The following is a 14,342-nucleotide window of genomic DNA, read 5'->3' on the forward strand; positions in this document are numbered from 1 at the left end:
GTTTACATCAAAAATCAAATTGAAAAACAAAATATATAAAACTATAATAAAAAAATGTAAAAATCTTTTTACAGAAGGAGGGTTCTTTATGTCACAAATATTTGCTCTGGCTATATTTATTATTATGTTTGCCTTAATTATTTCTGACAAATTTGAACGACATTGGGTTACATTAGGATGTGGCCTTGCGACCATTATTCTGGTTTTTGGACTTTCTATGCACAGTATGGATGCTTTTCTGGAAACTATGAATCTTAAAAATATTTTCACATTAAATTTCTGGTATCAGATTTCAGCCAATGAGAGTTCAAGTGGAATCAACTGGGCAACGATACTGTTTTTAGCCGGAATGATGATTATGGTTGAAGGAATGGCAAAAGCCGGTTTCTTCCGATGGTTATGCATGACAATCGCAAATGCAGTTAAATATAAAGTCATTCCTATTTTTATTACTTTTATGATCATGTCTTTTACATTAGCTATGTTTATTGACAGTATCACTGTCATTCTATTTCTGGCAGCGGTAACGGTAGAATTATCTCAATTGTTAAAATTTAATCCCGTTCCTATGATTTTATCTGAAATCTTCTGTGCCAATCTGGGAGGATCGGCAACGATGTGTGGAGATCCACCGAATATTATCATCGGAACCTCTCTTGGATATTCTTTTGTGGATTTTATTACCAATACAGGATTGATTGCCATTAGTTCTCTGGTGGTAATTGTATTTTTCTTCTACTTCAGCTATAGAAAAGAACTGAAACAGGAAAATAAAGACGTTCTGAATATTGAACAGCCATCTCCAGGTTCGGCAATTACCAATAAACGAGAATTTATTATCAGTACAATTATCTTTTTAATTGCCATCGTTTTATTGATTACACATGCACAGACCGGTCTTACGGTTGCCTTTATTGGTGTATTTATTGCTTCCATTACTTTATTGACTGCAGGAAAAGAAGCAAAAGATATTCTTAAACATGTAGACTATAAAACACTGTTATTCTTTATTGGTTTATTTATTGTAGTTGGAGGCTTAGAACAGACCGGTATTCTAATAAGGGTTGCCAACTTCATTGGAGAAATCAGTGGAGGAAATATGATGATCATGGTTGCCATCATTTTATGGGTATCTGCTTTTGCTTCTGCTTTTGTGGACAACATTCCATTTGCGGCAACAATGATTCCGGTGATCAAAACATTGGCCAGTACAACGGGTGTCGATTTATCCATTCTGTCATGGACTTTGGCAATGGGTACAGATATTGGAGGAAGTGCCACTCCAATTGGAGCCAGTGCCAATGTTGTGGGTACTTCAATTGCCGCAAGACAGGGACATCCGATCAGCTGGAAAGAATATTGTAAAGTATCCGTTCCAGCAACGATTCTTGTGATTTTAATATCGATGGTATTCATCTTTGTTCGATATATTATTTTGTAAACAAATGTCAATGTTTTAAATCCATTATTTTTGGTGTATCCTAAAGATAAGGGAAAGGAAGGATCCAAATGGAAAAACAATGTATCTTATCAATTGGTCGAGAATTTGGCAGTGGAGGACATCTCATCGGTAAAAAATTATCAGAACATTATCATCTTCCTTTTTATGATTATGATTTATTAAAAAATATCGCCTCCGAAAAAAATCTGGATCTGAAATTACTGGAATCTTATGATGAAAGACCAAGAAATCGATTTTTAACTCGTACAGTTCGTGGTTTCAGCAATTCTCCAGAAGAAAATGTCGCAAGAATTCAGTTTGAATGGCTTTTAGAAAAGGCAGAAAAAGGAGAATCCTTTGTGATTGTAGGAAGATGCTCAGAAACTGTTTTAAAAGAAAATCCAAATATGATCAGTATGTTTATTCTTGGTGATCTTGATAAAAAAATTGAACGTATAATGGAACGTCACCATGTTTCAAAAGAAGAAGCCAAACATATGATCGAACAAATGGATCGAAAGCGAAAAACTTATCATAATCATTATTGTCAGGGAAAATGGGGAGATTCTCGTAACTATGATATTTCCATTAACAGTTCTAAATTAGGAATTGATAAAACAGTTGATTTACTAATTGACTATATTGATGAAAGAAAAAAGAAGTGAAAAATTCACTTCTTTTTATTGTATTTCCCAGCCTGAATCCGCAGTTAAGTCTTCACCAGCTCTTCTTCCACTTTCATAAGCAATCTGTCCAGCAATAGCAATCATATTCGCATTATCTGTACAGCAGGACATTGGAGGAACAGTAAAGATAACATCCGGATACTGTAATTTTAATTCTTCAATTTTTTTTCTAAGACAGGAATTGGCACTCACGCCTCCACCGACTACAAAATGTTTAATGTCTTTATAATCATTTAAAACGGCTTTGACTTTATCAAAGATTTCATTTAATGCCGTTTCCTGAAAAGAAGCTGCTAAGTCAGCCATATCATAGCTCTGATTTAAACGTTCCTGCCGTTTCACAAACTGAAGGACACTGCTTTTTAATCCAGAAAAACTAAAATCATATTTCCCCTGTGTCTTTGGTTTTGCCAATGCATAGACAGGTTTTCCTTCAGAAGCCAGTTTATCGATTTTCGGACCCCCAGGATAGCCTAAATGCAATACACGAGCTACTTTATCATATGCTTCTCCAATCGCATCATCCTGTGTCTGTCCTAATATTTCAAAACTGATTTCATCTTTCATATAAACCAGTTCTGAATTTCCTCCCGATACCACCAGAGCCAGTACCGGAAATTTTAAATCCGTAACCAGTTCATTGGCATAAATATGACCTGCCAGATGATGAACGGGAACCAGTGGCTTATGATAAGCAAAAGCCAATGTTTTAGCAGCCTGAACCCCTACATGAAGACATCCAATCAGCCCAGGTCCTTTTGTGACAGCCACTGCATCAATGTCCTCCATTGTGCAATGGGCCTGTTGGAGAGCCTGTTCAATACAGTAGGATATATTTTCAACATGAATTCGACTGGCTACCTCAGGAACTACACCTCCAAATTCAGTATGAACATCAATCTGCGAAGCAACAATTGATGAAAGAATTTCTTTTTTATCTTTTACGATGGCAACTGCTGTTTCATCACAGCTGCTTTCAATTCCTAATACAATCATAAGACCTCCTATAAAGCTCGAGTGAACACAAGAGCATCTTCTCCATCCGGATAATATCTTTTTGATACATTTACCTGGATAAAACCATTTTTCTGATATAGACGAATTGCTTTTTCATTTGAAACTCTGACATCCAGAGTCATAAATTCACAATTCTGTTCTTTTGATCTTTGAATACAGGCTTTCAATAATATATCCCCATATCCTTTCCCCTGATCATCTGGATCCACTCCAATACGAGCCAGCTGTGCCATTTCAAATGTTTCCCATAAAAATGCATATCCGACAATTCGCTCATCAATCAGTACCCAGCCATGACTGAAGGGATTTTCATCAAATTCATTTAAACAATTTTCTTCATTCCATGGATCTTTAAAACATTTTCTTTCACATTCTAAGATTCTGGGAAGATCTTCTTTTGTCATTTCTCTAACGATCATACTTTGTAAGCATCACTTTCTTTTAAATATTGTGGAACTAAGGCATGAATGTTTTCAATTTTAACAGAAGGAACCTGAATAAAATTCTTTAAGAAATCACTTTTTTCTTCTGTCTGATTTACTAAATATCCATCTCCATATAAAGTCCCTGGATGTTTTTCTAAAAAATCATTCAGCTGATTGACTTCTAATATTTCAATTTTATCACTGATTCCAGACTGTAAATGCGCTACATAAGCTCTTTTTGAACGAGCATCTAAGATCACATTGGCTTCTGGATCCATTCCTGCATAAAGCTGCATTGTAGAAATGCAGTGCAATTCTTTTTTCATTTGGGTACATAATACTTTTGCGATAGTCATCGCAATTCGAATTCCTGTATAAGAACCAGGTCCATCAGTAATAATGACTCGATCTATATCTTTATAATCTAAATTTACTTTTTTTAACAATTTATTCAATTCCACAAAAATGGTTTCACTTTGTTTCTTAAAAGCTTCTATACTGATTCCATCCAGTAAATGATCGTCTTTATAAATTCCTAAAATCAGATTTTTATAAGCACTATCCATACATAAACTAATCATAATAATCCTCCATAATCGACTGAGATACAGGTCCGGTTGATTCTACTGTAATTTTGCGGTTTTCATCCAATCCTTCTTCAATCGATATTTTTAATCGATCTTCTGGAAGCTGATCTTCTATAAACTGTGACCATTCCACTACACAGATTCCTTCATCAAAACAATCTTCAAATCCTAAATCCTGACTGCTTCCTTCCAGACGATATGCATCAATATGATGCAGTGGTTCTCCGTTTTCCTGTTTATAAGATTTTAATATGGTAAAAGTGGGTGAATTGATGACACTTTTTACTCCCAAAGCTTTTCCCAATGCCTTTGTAAAAGTGGTTTTTCCAGCTCCTAAATCCCCATCTAAAGTAATCACAATCTGTTTTCCTTTTATACAGGAAGCCACTTTACTGGCAAATTCTTTTGTTTCTTCTAAAGAATGTATATCAACGATCATTTCCTTCTACTCCTTGCGACTTGCGCCTTAATTGCCTTGATCTGTTCTAAGCGCTTTTGTACTTTCACTTCCGAACCCTGATTGCCTGGAATATAGTATTCTTTATTCAATAATTCATCCGGCAAACATTTCATATCTGTCATATGATAAGGATAATCATGACTGTATTCGTATCCCTGATTGTATCCTAGATCTTTCATTAATTTTGTGGAAGCATTTCGAATATGTAAAGGGACCGGAAGATCCAATGTTTTTAGAGCATCTTCCTTTGCCTTGTTGTAAGCCACCTCCAGTGCATTGGATTTGGGAGCTAAAGCCAGATACACAACGGCATGCGTTAAATGCACATTGCATTCAGGCATTCCCAGATAATGTGCTGCCTGATAAGCAGAAACAGCTATCTCCAAAGCTCTGGAATCGGCCATTCCGATATCTTCACTGGCCATTCGAACCAGTCTTCGTGCGACATATAAAGGATCTTCTCCTGCTTCCAGCATTCTTGCCAGCCAGTAAATAGAAGCCTGTACATCACTATTACGAACGCTTTTATGTAAAGCAGAGATAATATTATAATGCTCTTCTCCTTTTTTGTCATATAATAAGGATCTTTTCTGCAGACATTGTTTTAATATGTCTTTTGAAACATGAATTCCTTCTAAATCATTAGGTGAATTGTAAACCACCATTTCCAGTGTATTCAAACAGAAACGGGCATCTCCTCCACTGAATTGAGCAATTGCGGATATATCTTCTTTTGAAATAGATATTTTCAAAGAACCAAATCCTTTTTCGCATTTTAAAGCTCTTTCAATTAAATCTTCTAAATCTTCTTTTTCCAATGAATGAAGCACAAAAACACGACATCTGGATAATAAGGCACTGTTAATTTCAAAACTTGGATTTTCCGTTGTCGCTCCAATCAGAATGATGCTTCCTTTTTCTACATACGGTAAAAAAGCATCCTGCTGCGCTTTATTAAAACGATGAATTTCATCCACAAATAAAATCGTTCTTTGTCCTAAGATTCTTCTTTCATCACTGGCTTTCATGACATCCTTAATTTCTTTTATGCCACTGGTCACCGCTGAAAAATCCACAAAATAGCTTCTGGTATGATTGGCAATAATACGAGCCAAAGTGGTTTTGCCAACTCCAGGAGGTCCCCAGAAAATCATAGAAGTCAGCTGATCGTTTTCAATCATTTTCCATAATATATTTCCTTTATCGACCAGTTGTTTCTGTCCCACATATTCATCCAATGTTTCAGGTCTCATACGATCGGCTAAAGGACGTGTATCGTTTTTTTCTTCAAATAAAGATTCCTGTTTCATGACATCTATTATAGCACACGTTTTATCAGACAATATAAAAACCACTAATAAAAATTAGTGGTATTCAATACCCTATAAGGACGTGTTGTTGCGTAGGTCCTTCGACCACTGAAGACTCGCCAGTCACAACGCTTCTACATGCTGCCTCTAAAAGAGACGTGGTAAATCGCTGTTTTTACCTTTTCACTCGTAAACGGTTCAATATACTCTTTCATATTCATTTCATCGGACAACTTATCTTTGATAAGTTGGTTTCTTATATATTCTTTTATCACTTTCTCATTTTTTCCTACTGTATCCACAAAATATCCTCTGGCACAGAATTTTCGATTACCAAATTTATATTTTAAATTTGCATGCCTTTCAAATATCCCATGAATTGAGCAACCGAATATTTTGGTGGTATTTCAATCAGCATATGAATATGATCTGGACATGCTTCTGCTTCTATCTGCTTACAATCTGGTTTTCTTTCTATCAGCTGTCTTAGTATGGCTCCTATATCCGCTCTTAATTTGTTGTATATGACCATTCTTCTGTATTTTGGTACAATAACTATGTGATATTTACATCTGTAACTAGTATGTGATAAACTTTTCGTGTCATTCATTTTAACACTAAAAGGTCTGCTGCCACGCGCATAGCACGTGGTATTTGCTTCGCAATTTAAAAAATCAGGTTTTGAACACCTGATTTCGAATTATTATTTCACAATTGATTTTAAAATTTCTACACACGTATCTATACCCAATTCACTGGATTCTAAAGATACATGATAATTGGCTGCACGATTCCATTTTCGATCGGTATAGTACTTATAGTAGGCTTTTCTTCTTTTGTCTTTTTCCAGAATACGTTTTTCAATATCCACATCGGTTTCTCCATACAGATTCACAATGCGATCTTTTTTCCATTCCATATCGGCATAGATGAACACATTCAAAGTATCTTTTCGGTCTTTTAAAATATAATCGGCACATCGACCAACAATGATACAGTTTCCTTTTTCTGCCAGTTCCAGTATGACTTTTCTTTCCGAAAAATAAAGCTGATCATTAATATTTAACGCACCCCAGTTGTTTCCAAAAAAGGAAAAGAATCCACCCGTTGATACTTCTTCCCCGAATTCTTCAATGAAGCCTTCCGCAAATCCGCTTTCCTGAGCAATTTTCTGAACCAGTTCATAATCATAATAATCATATCCCAATTCTTCAGCCAGTTTCTTTGCGATGGTACGTCCTCCACTTCCAAATTCTCGAGTTATCGTTACCACTGAATAACTCATATTCAATCCTCCTTTCTTTTTTCTAATTTCATTTTATCATTTTTTTGATAAAATATCCAAAATATGACTGCTGGCTCCCATCAATTCTTCTCGATGAGAAATCGCATCTACATATTGAATAAAAATTTCAAATTCTTCTTCACTCATTTTATTAATAACCGGTCTTAAATAATCTGTTGGTCCATCCACCGCAATTCTTTCAATGCTTTTTAAGCCTGCTTTTTCATTTAATTCATTGACTGTTTCCAGTCTTACTCGATTATACAGATCTATTTTTGAATGAATCTGAAATTGATCATCTAATTCATCCAGGCATTCCATAATTTTTCCTTCAATAAAAGCATGCTGGATCACACTGTAATCATTTAAAACATAAGCCACCATGATTACACCGTTCTCTTTTGTGATCCGTTTGGCCTCTAATAAAGCCTGTATCTGTTCTTCTTCTGTCTTTAAATGATACAAAGGCCCCAAAACCAGTGTACAATCAAAACTTTCATCCTGAAACCGATGCAGATCGATCGCATTTCCCAGATACGCTTTTACTTTACTTTTTTTCGCTTTTAAAGTTCCCAGATTGCTTTTCACAAGTTCAATAGCGGATACATTATAGCCTTCATTGGATAAGCTGACACAATATCGTCCTGTTCCCGCTCCCACTTCAATAATTTCGGGATTATTCATTTTTTCTAAATATTTATGAATGGCTTTCATCGTGATTCGATATTCAACTTGACCATGACGAGACAACAATCGTTTTTCTTCATTAAATTTATTATAGTAGGCATTCAGATCCATACTTTCCTCCATAATAAAAGTGCCATCTGGCACTTTATTCACTTGCTCCATATTCTGCATAATAAGCATCGATTCTCTGTTTTAATTCTGGATCCAAAGCCTTTTTTTCTTCCAGATATTCAATCACTTCTGGCATCGATACAATGGCTGCTGTTTTAAATCCATATAATTCAGAAACTTCTTTTAAAGCCGTTTTATTTCCTTTTCCTTTTTCATTACGATTTAAAGAAACCATCAGTCCAATTATTTCAACATTGGCTGCATTTCTTACTTTAGGAACCGTTTCTTCCATAGATTTACCAGAAGTGGTAACATCTTCAATCATAATGACACGGTCTCCATCCTGAAGTTTTGTCCCTAAGAAACCACCCATATCAGCTCCATGGTCTTTTAATTCTTTACGATCGGAACAGTAACGTACTTCTTTTCCATATAAATGATCAAAGGCAATAACGGTAGCAACCGCTAAAGGAATTCCTTTATAAGCTGGACCAAATAACACATCAAAATCCAAACCATACTGATCGACAATGGCCTTAGCATAATATTCACCTAAACGTTTCAGCTGATTTCCTGTAACATAGCCTCCTGCATTCATAAAGAAAGGACTTTTACGACCTGATTTTAAAGTGAAATCTCCAAATTTTAACACTTTACTTTCCAACATAAAATCTATAAATTCCTGTTTATACGCTTCCATTTTATTTCTCCTTTTACTTGTTACTATCATATCATTTTTCAACAAATTAAAAAAGTGTCAAGAGTTGCCCCTGTTGGGGCAAGGGATTCTTGACACACTACCCTCAAAGATTCGTTACCGAATTTATTTGGATTATATCATAGGTTTTCCTTGTGTTCAATTTTTTGCTCATACTCTTCAAAAGATAACCGATCCGTTGTAAAGCCTTGTCCATCGACTTCATTGACCACACTGATTGTAATAAATGCATAAGGATCGATACAATAAACCATTTCTTTGAGATCGTATAATTTATATCGCGGAATGACACAAATCAATCCTTTCTGTTTTTCTTTGGCATATCCAGTTTCCAGATAGAATAAAGTCACTCCTGCCTGAATCTGAAATAATATTTCCTTTCGAATCTTTTCATATTCTTTCGAAATGATCATAACCTGTAAAGAAACTTTTCCATCTGGCAATAAACGATTGATGACCGTTGAAATCACAATGGTTAATACAATTCCAAATAAGATCATTTCTTTATTTGAGAAAACAGCCTGTAAAGCCAGAATACAGAAATCAATCAGATATACACTGGTTCCCACTGTCAATGGTGTATATTTATTCAGCAGCATGGCTACCACATCCGTTCCTCCTGTAGAACCGCCTGCTTTTACCACCAGTCCCATAGAGCATCCTACCAACAGACCTCCAAATAAGGCACACAACATTAAGTCATTTGTGATTGTGCTTATACCAGGAATGTTAGCTACAATCTCCAGCAAAACTGGATATGCCAATGTGCTGAAAATGGTTTTTTCCACAAATTCTTTCCCAAAGAAAACAGCTGATACAATCAGTAAAAGAACATTCACCATTAAAACAGTCATTGAAATTCTCCATCCAAAAAAATGATGAAGAACCAGTCCCAGTCCAGTGGCTCCGCCCATAGGAATTCCAGAAGGAACAATAAATGCTTCTACCGCAACTGCCAGTACGATATTTCCAATAAGAACCTGAACAACATTTATTATTTTATTTTTCATCTTCCCAACTCAAAAAAGCTCTATACGCTTTGTATGCTTCATATACATCCACTTTACTTGTTACTTCGTATGGAGAATGCATGCTTAATACAGCCACTCCACTATCAATGACCTGCATTCCATATTTTGCCATAATGTAGGCGATGGTTCCTCCACCTCCCGCATCCACTTTTCCTAATTCCGCAAACTGATACGATACATCTGCCTGATCCATTACATTGCGAAGCCATCCAATGTATTCCGCATTGGCATCATTTGAACCACTCTTTCCTCTGGAACCTGTATATTTATTAAAGGCAATTCCTTTTGAAAGAAAAGCAGAACTTCGTTTTTCAAATACATCTGCATATAAAGGGTCATACCCTGCCGAAACATCGCTGGACAACATTCTGGAATTAGCTAAAGCTCTTCGTACTTTTAATTCCGATTCACCCTGTGTTCTGGCAACCAGTTCCGCGACCATATTTTCAAAGAAACGAGACTGCATTCCCGTAGCTCCCACACTGCCAATTTCTTCTTTATCCACTAACAGCGTACAGGACCATCGATCCACTTCTTTTACATCCATCATTGCCATAAAAGATGTAAAGGCACATACACGATCATCCTGTCCATAGCCAATGATCATAGAACGATCCAAACCACAGTCTCTGGCTTTCATTGCTGGTACAATTTCCAGTTCAGCGGATACAAAATCATCTTCTTCAATATTATAATTTGATTTTAATAACTGTAAAATATTGGCTTTCACTGCTTCTTTTTCTGCTTCACTTGCCTGGTTTCCTATTAATACATCTAAATTTTCCCCTTCAATAACCATAGAAGCACTCTTATTCAATTGAGAAGAAGATAAATGAACCAGTAAATCGGTAATCACAAAAACTGGATCGTCTTCTTTTTCACCAATCTGAATTTCCACTTTCTGTCCATCTTTTTTAACAACGACTCCATGAATGGCCAGTGGCTGAGTCACCCACTGGTATTTTTTGATTCCTCCATAATAATGAGTATCCAGATACGCAAATCCTTCATTTTCATACAATGGATTCTGTTTGACATCCAGTCTTGGTGAATCAATATGCGCTCCTAATATATTCATTCCCTTTTCAAGTGGCTGTTTTCCAACCTGAAATAGGGCAATGCATTTATTCATATAAGGAATCACAATTTTATCATTGGGCTTTAATTCTTTGTATTCATCTAATTCACGATATCCATTTTCTTTTGCCAGTTTTACCAGTAAAGAAACACATTCTCTTTCTGTTTTTGCCTGACTTAAATATTGTTTATAGGTATCACAAACCTGATCTAAATTTTTTTCTTCCATACCTTATCCTCCTGCCATCTAATCTTACATCAACCAGATAAAAAGGACAAACTTAAAGACATGTTGTTTATTCTGTATCCAAACATAACATCTAAAGAAGAGATGAGACAAGCTATCAAAGGAACCTTAGATTATTACATCAATCATTATCCTCAAAAAAGATTGAATGGTAAAACATGTGGACAAGTACGAAAAGAATCTTTAGAACAAAAGGAATTTACACAATATCCAATTATTCCATCAGTAAGATATGTAAGATATTGGAATGAAATTGAATCAAAGAAGAAACATCAAAAAGAAATGATTATAGAAGAAATAAAAAACAACCCAAACCAAACTGGAATGGGTTGTTGATCGATGAGATTTTTAAATATTTCCCATGTCTACTTGACTAGGTTTGTATCAAAGCTTGTCCTTAATATCTTTTGAATAATTTAATACAAAGGATTTAAAATCCTTATTTTCATTTAGAGAAATTAAATCACAGGATTGTTTTAAGGTTTCCAGTATCTGTTTAATTTCATCTTCTTCTAAAGAATCAAATATCGAAATAAACTGTTCACAGGATGAATTTTTTACACTATTTTTTACTAAACTTTTTCCATCCTCTGTTAAATACAATTTTATTTCATGATTGTCTCTTTTTTTGTAAATCCATTTTTTCTTTTCCAGTCGAGTCACAATTTCAGAAGTAGTGCTCTTATTCCATAAAGCGATATTGGATAATTGTGTTAAAGTCATTCCTTCGTGAATAAATAAGATCCACAGACAATGCTGCTGGGCACTGGACAAACCACTCTCTCTGGCTACTTTTTCCCATTGTTTCTCTAAATTCACATATATAAATCTGGAAAAATTTAAAAATGTATTAAAATATAATATTTTCTTCTGACGATCTAACATATTCTTATTTTAGCACTAAACAGAAAAATAGAAGCATAAATCGCTTCTATTTCATCATATTTTCAATTAAATCATATGTTTCTTTTGGATTTTTTGATTTTGTGATCGAACGACCCACTACGATGTAATCACAACCCTGTTCTTTGGCATAAGCTGGCGTTGCCACACGTTTCTGATCGTCTACAGAATCACTGGCAAGACGAATACCTGGAGTGACTGTTAAAAAATCTGGACCACAGGCTTTTTTAATAGCAGCAGCTTCATGAACGGAACAAACCACTCCATCCAATCCTGCTTCTTTGGCATTTAAAGCATATTTCACAACGCAATCGATTACTTCTCCATCAATTCCTAATTCATTGTTCATTGCTTCTTTTGAAGTAGAAGTCAATTGAGTGACTGCGATACAAAGTGGTGTTTTTCCACCTTGTGCCCCTTCTTTTAAGCCTTCTTTTGCGGCTTTCATCATCGCAATACCACCAGCGGCATGAACATTGGTAATATCCACACCTAATTTTGCTAAATTCTTCATTCCTCCTTTTACTGTATTAGGAATGTCATGTAGTTTTAAATCTAAGAAAATATTATGTCCCATATCTTTTACAGTCTTAACTATATCAAGACCACAGGCATATGTTAATTCCATACCAATTTTTACATAAATAGGTTCATTAAACTGACTTAAAAACTGAACCACTTCTTCTTTCGAAGAAAAATCAAGAGCAACAATTGTTTTTGACATTATTTAAAACTCCTTCCTATTGCTTCATGAATGGAAGAATAGCCATATTCTTCTAACACCTTTGGCAATTCTTCAATAATTTTCACACAGACCATTGGATCCACAAAATTCTGAGCTCCTACTTCAACAGCGCTGGCTCCCGCATTTAAAAATTCCAGTACATCTTTTGCACAGGTAATGCCTCCCACTCCAATTACCGGAATGTTTACCGCCTGTGCCACCTGATAAACCATACGAATGGCCACTGGTTTAATTGCTGGTCCAGACAATCCTCCAGTCACATTGGCCAGTAATGGTTTTCCCGTTTTTAAATCAATACGCATTCCTAATAAAGTATTGATCAGGACCAGACCATCTGCACCTGCCTGTTCCACCGCCTTTGCGATGGATACAATATCGGTTACATTCGGAGACAGTTTTACATAAACTGGTTTTTTTGCCACTTCCTTACACATTTTTGTCACATGAGCTGCCAGTTCAGGATTGGTTCCCAGCCCTATCCCTCCATGTTTCACATTTGGACAGGAAATATTTAATTCAAAGGCTTTGATGACATCCTGATCGTTTAATTTTTCAATTACCGTTACGTAATCTTCTTCCGTTGCCCCTGCCACATTGGCAATAATTTCAGTATTATACTGTGCTAAAAAAGGAAGCTCATTTTCAATAATGGAGTCCACTCCTTTATTCTGTAATCCAATCGCGTTCAACATTCCCATTGGTGTTTCCGCAATTCTTGGAGTCGGATTTCCAAAACGTTCTTCTGGGGTAGCACTTTTAATGGCAATGCCTCCTAAAAGAGATAAATCATAGATTTGGGCAAATTCTTTCCCGAAACCGAAACATCCACTGGCTGGAATGATAGGATTTTTTAAGTTTAATCCAGGCAGTTTTATAGACAGATCCATTACAGTACCACCTTTCCCATTTCAAATACTGGACCATCTTTACATACACGTAAAGAATGTCCTTCAATATCTTTAACAACACATCCCATACAGGCTCCCATACCACAGGCCATACGTGCTTCTAATGAAATGTATCCTTTCTTATATTGTGAATTTAATGCTCTTAACATTGGTAAAGGACCACATGCCAGAATAAAATCACAAGAAATATCATTTTCTTTGATCGCATCCAGTACCGTTCCTTTTGATCCTAAGCTTCCATCCATTGTAGCTACATATACCTGACATCCCAGTTCTTTAAATTCATCTATAAAGAATAAAGATTGAGAATCATTGGCACCCATCACAACATCCACTCTGGTTCCATTTTTTAGATACTGTTTTGCACTTTCATATAAAGGGGGAATTCCCACTCCTCCTCCAATGCATACAATATGTTCTTTTTCTTCAACTGGAAATCCATTTCCTAAAGGACCAAATATATTTAATGTTCCTTCTAAAGTTGTCATTACTTTTGTTCCTTCTCCAAGGACTTTATATATAATGACAATTGAATTTTCTTTAATTTCATTTATAGAAATTGGTCTTCTTAAAAAGAAACCAGGAACACTGATTTCAATAAACTGACCGGGTAAAGCCAGTTTTGAAATCTGTGTTTCCAATTCCATTTTATATACATCTTTTGCGATTTCTACATTTGATATAATACGTGCATCTTCAATCAT

The 14,342-nt window shown here is 35.5% G+C and carries 17 protein-coding genes and 1 pseudogene; 3 read left to right on the top strand and 15 right to left on the bottom strand.

Going from position 1 to position 14,342, the window contains the following annotated elements; genetic code table 11:
* Positions 1-88: 88 nt before the first annotated feature.
* Together FYJ50_RS03125 and FYJ50_RS03130 are read left to right on the top strand one after the other, a co-directional pair.
* A complete protein-coding gene (locus FYJ50_RS03125) occupies positions 89-1,441 on the top strand; it encodes an ArsB/NhaD family transporter (protein WP_154459572.1) in 1,353 nt (450 codons plus the stop codon).
* A 68-nt stretch (positions 1,442-1,509) separates the two neighbouring features.
* The gene (locus tag FYJ50_RS03130) at positions 1,510-2,106 is read left to right on the top strand and encodes a cytidylate kinase-like family protein (RefSeq protein WP_154459573.1); all 597 of its coding nucleotides are present in this window, start codon (positions 1,510-1,512) and stop codon (positions 2,104-2,106) included.
* A gap of 15 nt (positions 2,107-2,121) precedes the next feature.
* Here the strand turns inward: FYJ50_RS03130 and tsaD are convergent, their stop codons facing one another.
* The 11 genes and pseudogenes from tsaD to FYJ50_RS03185 all read right to left on the bottom strand — a co-directional run bounded on the left by tsaD (position 2,122) and on the right by FYJ50_RS03185 (position 11,064).
* Positions 2,122-3,123 (bottom strand): tRNA (adenosine(37)-N6)-threonylcarbamoyltransferase complex transferase subunit TsaD, encoded by a 1,002-nt coding sequence (tsaD, locus tag FYJ50_RS03135; protein WP_154459574.1) that lies wholly within the window; start codon positions 3,121-3,123, stop codon positions 2,122-2,124.
* Between the two features lie 8 nt (positions 3,124-3,131).
* Positions 3,132-3,563: a ribosomal protein S18-alanine N-acetyltransferase gene (rimI, locus tag FYJ50_RS03140; RefSeq protein ID WP_154459575.1), complete on the bottom strand. Its 432-nt coding sequence runs from the start codon at positions 3,561-3,563 to the stop codon at positions 3,132-3,134.
* The gene (gene tsaB, locus FYJ50_RS03145) at positions 3,560-4,150 is read right to left on the bottom strand and encodes a tRNA (adenosine(37)-N6)-threonylcarbamoyltransferase complex dimerization subunit type 1 TsaB (RefSeq protein WP_154459576.1); all 591 of its coding nucleotides are present in this window, start codon (positions 4,148-4,150) and stop codon (positions 3,560-3,562) included. The genes rimI and tsaB overlap by 4 nt, the downstream gene beginning before the upstream one ends.
* The gene (gene tsaE, locus FYJ50_RS03150) at positions 4,143-4,595 is read right to left on the bottom strand and encodes a tRNA (adenosine(37)-N6)-threonylcarbamoyltransferase complex ATPase subunit type 1 TsaE (RefSeq protein WP_154459577.1); all 453 of its coding nucleotides are present in this window, start codon (positions 4,593-4,595) and stop codon (positions 4,143-4,145) included. The genes tsaB and tsaE overlap by 8 nt, the downstream gene beginning before the upstream one ends.
* Entirely contained in the window at positions 4,592-5,926 is a 1,335-nt protein-coding gene (locus tag FYJ50_RS03155) for a replication-associated recombination protein A (protein ID WP_154459578.1), read from the bottom strand. The genes tsaE and FYJ50_RS03155 overlap by 4 nt, the downstream gene beginning before the upstream one ends.
* A 134-nt stretch (positions 5,927-6,060) precedes the next feature.
* A pseudogene (gene tnpA / locus FYJ50_RS03160) lies at positions 6,061-6,536 on the bottom strand (IS200/IS605 family transposase).
* Positions 6,537-6,629: 93 nt separating this feature from the next.
* Positions 6,630-7,211 carry a cytidylate kinase-like family protein gene (locus FYJ50_RS03165; RefSeq protein WP_154459579.1) on the bottom strand — a complete coding sequence of 194 codons (582 nt, stop codon included), beginning with the start codon at positions 7,209-7,211 and terminating at the stop codon, positions 6,630-6,632.
* A 36-nt stretch (positions 7,212-7,247) separates the two neighbouring features.
* Positions 7,248-8,060: a class I SAM-dependent methyltransferase gene (locus FYJ50_RS03170; RefSeq protein ID WP_235900910.1), complete on the bottom strand. Its 813-nt coding sequence runs from the start codon at positions 8,058-8,060 to the stop codon at positions 7,248-7,250.
* Positions 8,044-8,709: an orotate phosphoribosyltransferase gene (pyrE, locus tag FYJ50_RS03175; RefSeq protein ID WP_154459581.1), complete on the bottom strand. Its 666-nt coding sequence runs from the start codon at positions 8,707-8,709 to the stop codon at positions 8,044-8,046. The genes FYJ50_RS03170 and pyrE overlap by 17 nt, the downstream gene beginning before the upstream one ends.
* Before the next feature lie 137 nt (positions 8,710-8,846).
* Entirely contained in the window at positions 8,847-9,737 is an 891-nt protein-coding gene (locus tag FYJ50_RS03180; protein ID WP_154459582.1) for a YitT family protein, read from the bottom strand.
* Positions 9,727-11,064, bottom strand: coding sequence for an aminopeptidase (locus tag FYJ50_RS03185; protein WP_154459583.1), 1,338 nt, complete (start codon positions 11,062-11,064; stop codon positions 9,727-9,729). Before FYJ50_RS03185 ends, FYJ50_RS03180 begins: the two co-directional genes overlap by 11 nt.
* Before the next feature lie 102 nt (positions 11,065-11,166).
* Between FYJ50_RS03185 and FYJ50_RS03190 the strand changes: the two genes are divergently transcribed.
* Positions 11,167-11,418 (top strand): hypothetical protein, encoded by a 252-nt coding sequence (locus FYJ50_RS03190; protein ID WP_154459584.1) that lies wholly within the window; start codon positions 11,167-11,169, stop codon positions 11,416-11,418.
* 48 nt (positions 11,419-11,466) lie between these two features.
* Here the strand turns inward: FYJ50_RS03190 and FYJ50_RS03195 are convergent, their stop codons facing one another.
* The 4 genes from FYJ50_RS03195 to FYJ50_RS03210 are packed head-to-tail and all read right to left on the bottom strand — an operon-like array spanning position 11,467 to position 14,342.
* Positions 11,467-11,967, bottom strand: coding sequence for a MarR family winged helix-turn-helix transcriptional regulator (locus FYJ50_RS03195; protein ID WP_154459585.1), 501 nt, complete (start codon positions 11,965-11,967; stop codon positions 11,467-11,469).
* A 46-nt stretch (positions 11,968-12,013) separates the two neighbouring features.
* A complete protein-coding gene (gene pyrF, locus FYJ50_RS03200) occupies positions 12,014-12,709 on the bottom strand; it encodes an orotidine-5'-phosphate decarboxylase (RefSeq protein WP_154459586.1) in 696 nt (231 codons plus the stop codon).
* Positions 12,709-13,617 (bottom strand): dihydroorotate dehydrogenase, encoded by a 909-nt coding sequence (locus FYJ50_RS03205; protein ID WP_154459587.1) that lies wholly within the window; start codon positions 13,615-13,617, stop codon positions 12,709-12,711. The genes pyrF and FYJ50_RS03205 overlap by 1 nt, the downstream gene beginning before the upstream one ends.
* Positions 13,617-14,342, bottom strand: coding sequence for a dihydroorotate dehydrogenase electron transfer subunit (locus FYJ50_RS03210; protein ID WP_154459618.1), 726 nt, complete (start codon positions 14,340-14,342; stop codon positions 13,617-13,619). Before FYJ50_RS03210 ends, FYJ50_RS03205 begins: the two co-directional genes overlap by 1 nt.

Origin of the sequence: Floccifex porci (assembly GCF_009696175.1) — a bacterium.
In the GTDB taxonomy this organism is placed as follows: Bacteria; Bacillota_I; Bacilli_A; order Erysipelotrichales; family Erysipelotrichaceae; genus Floccifex; species Floccifex porci.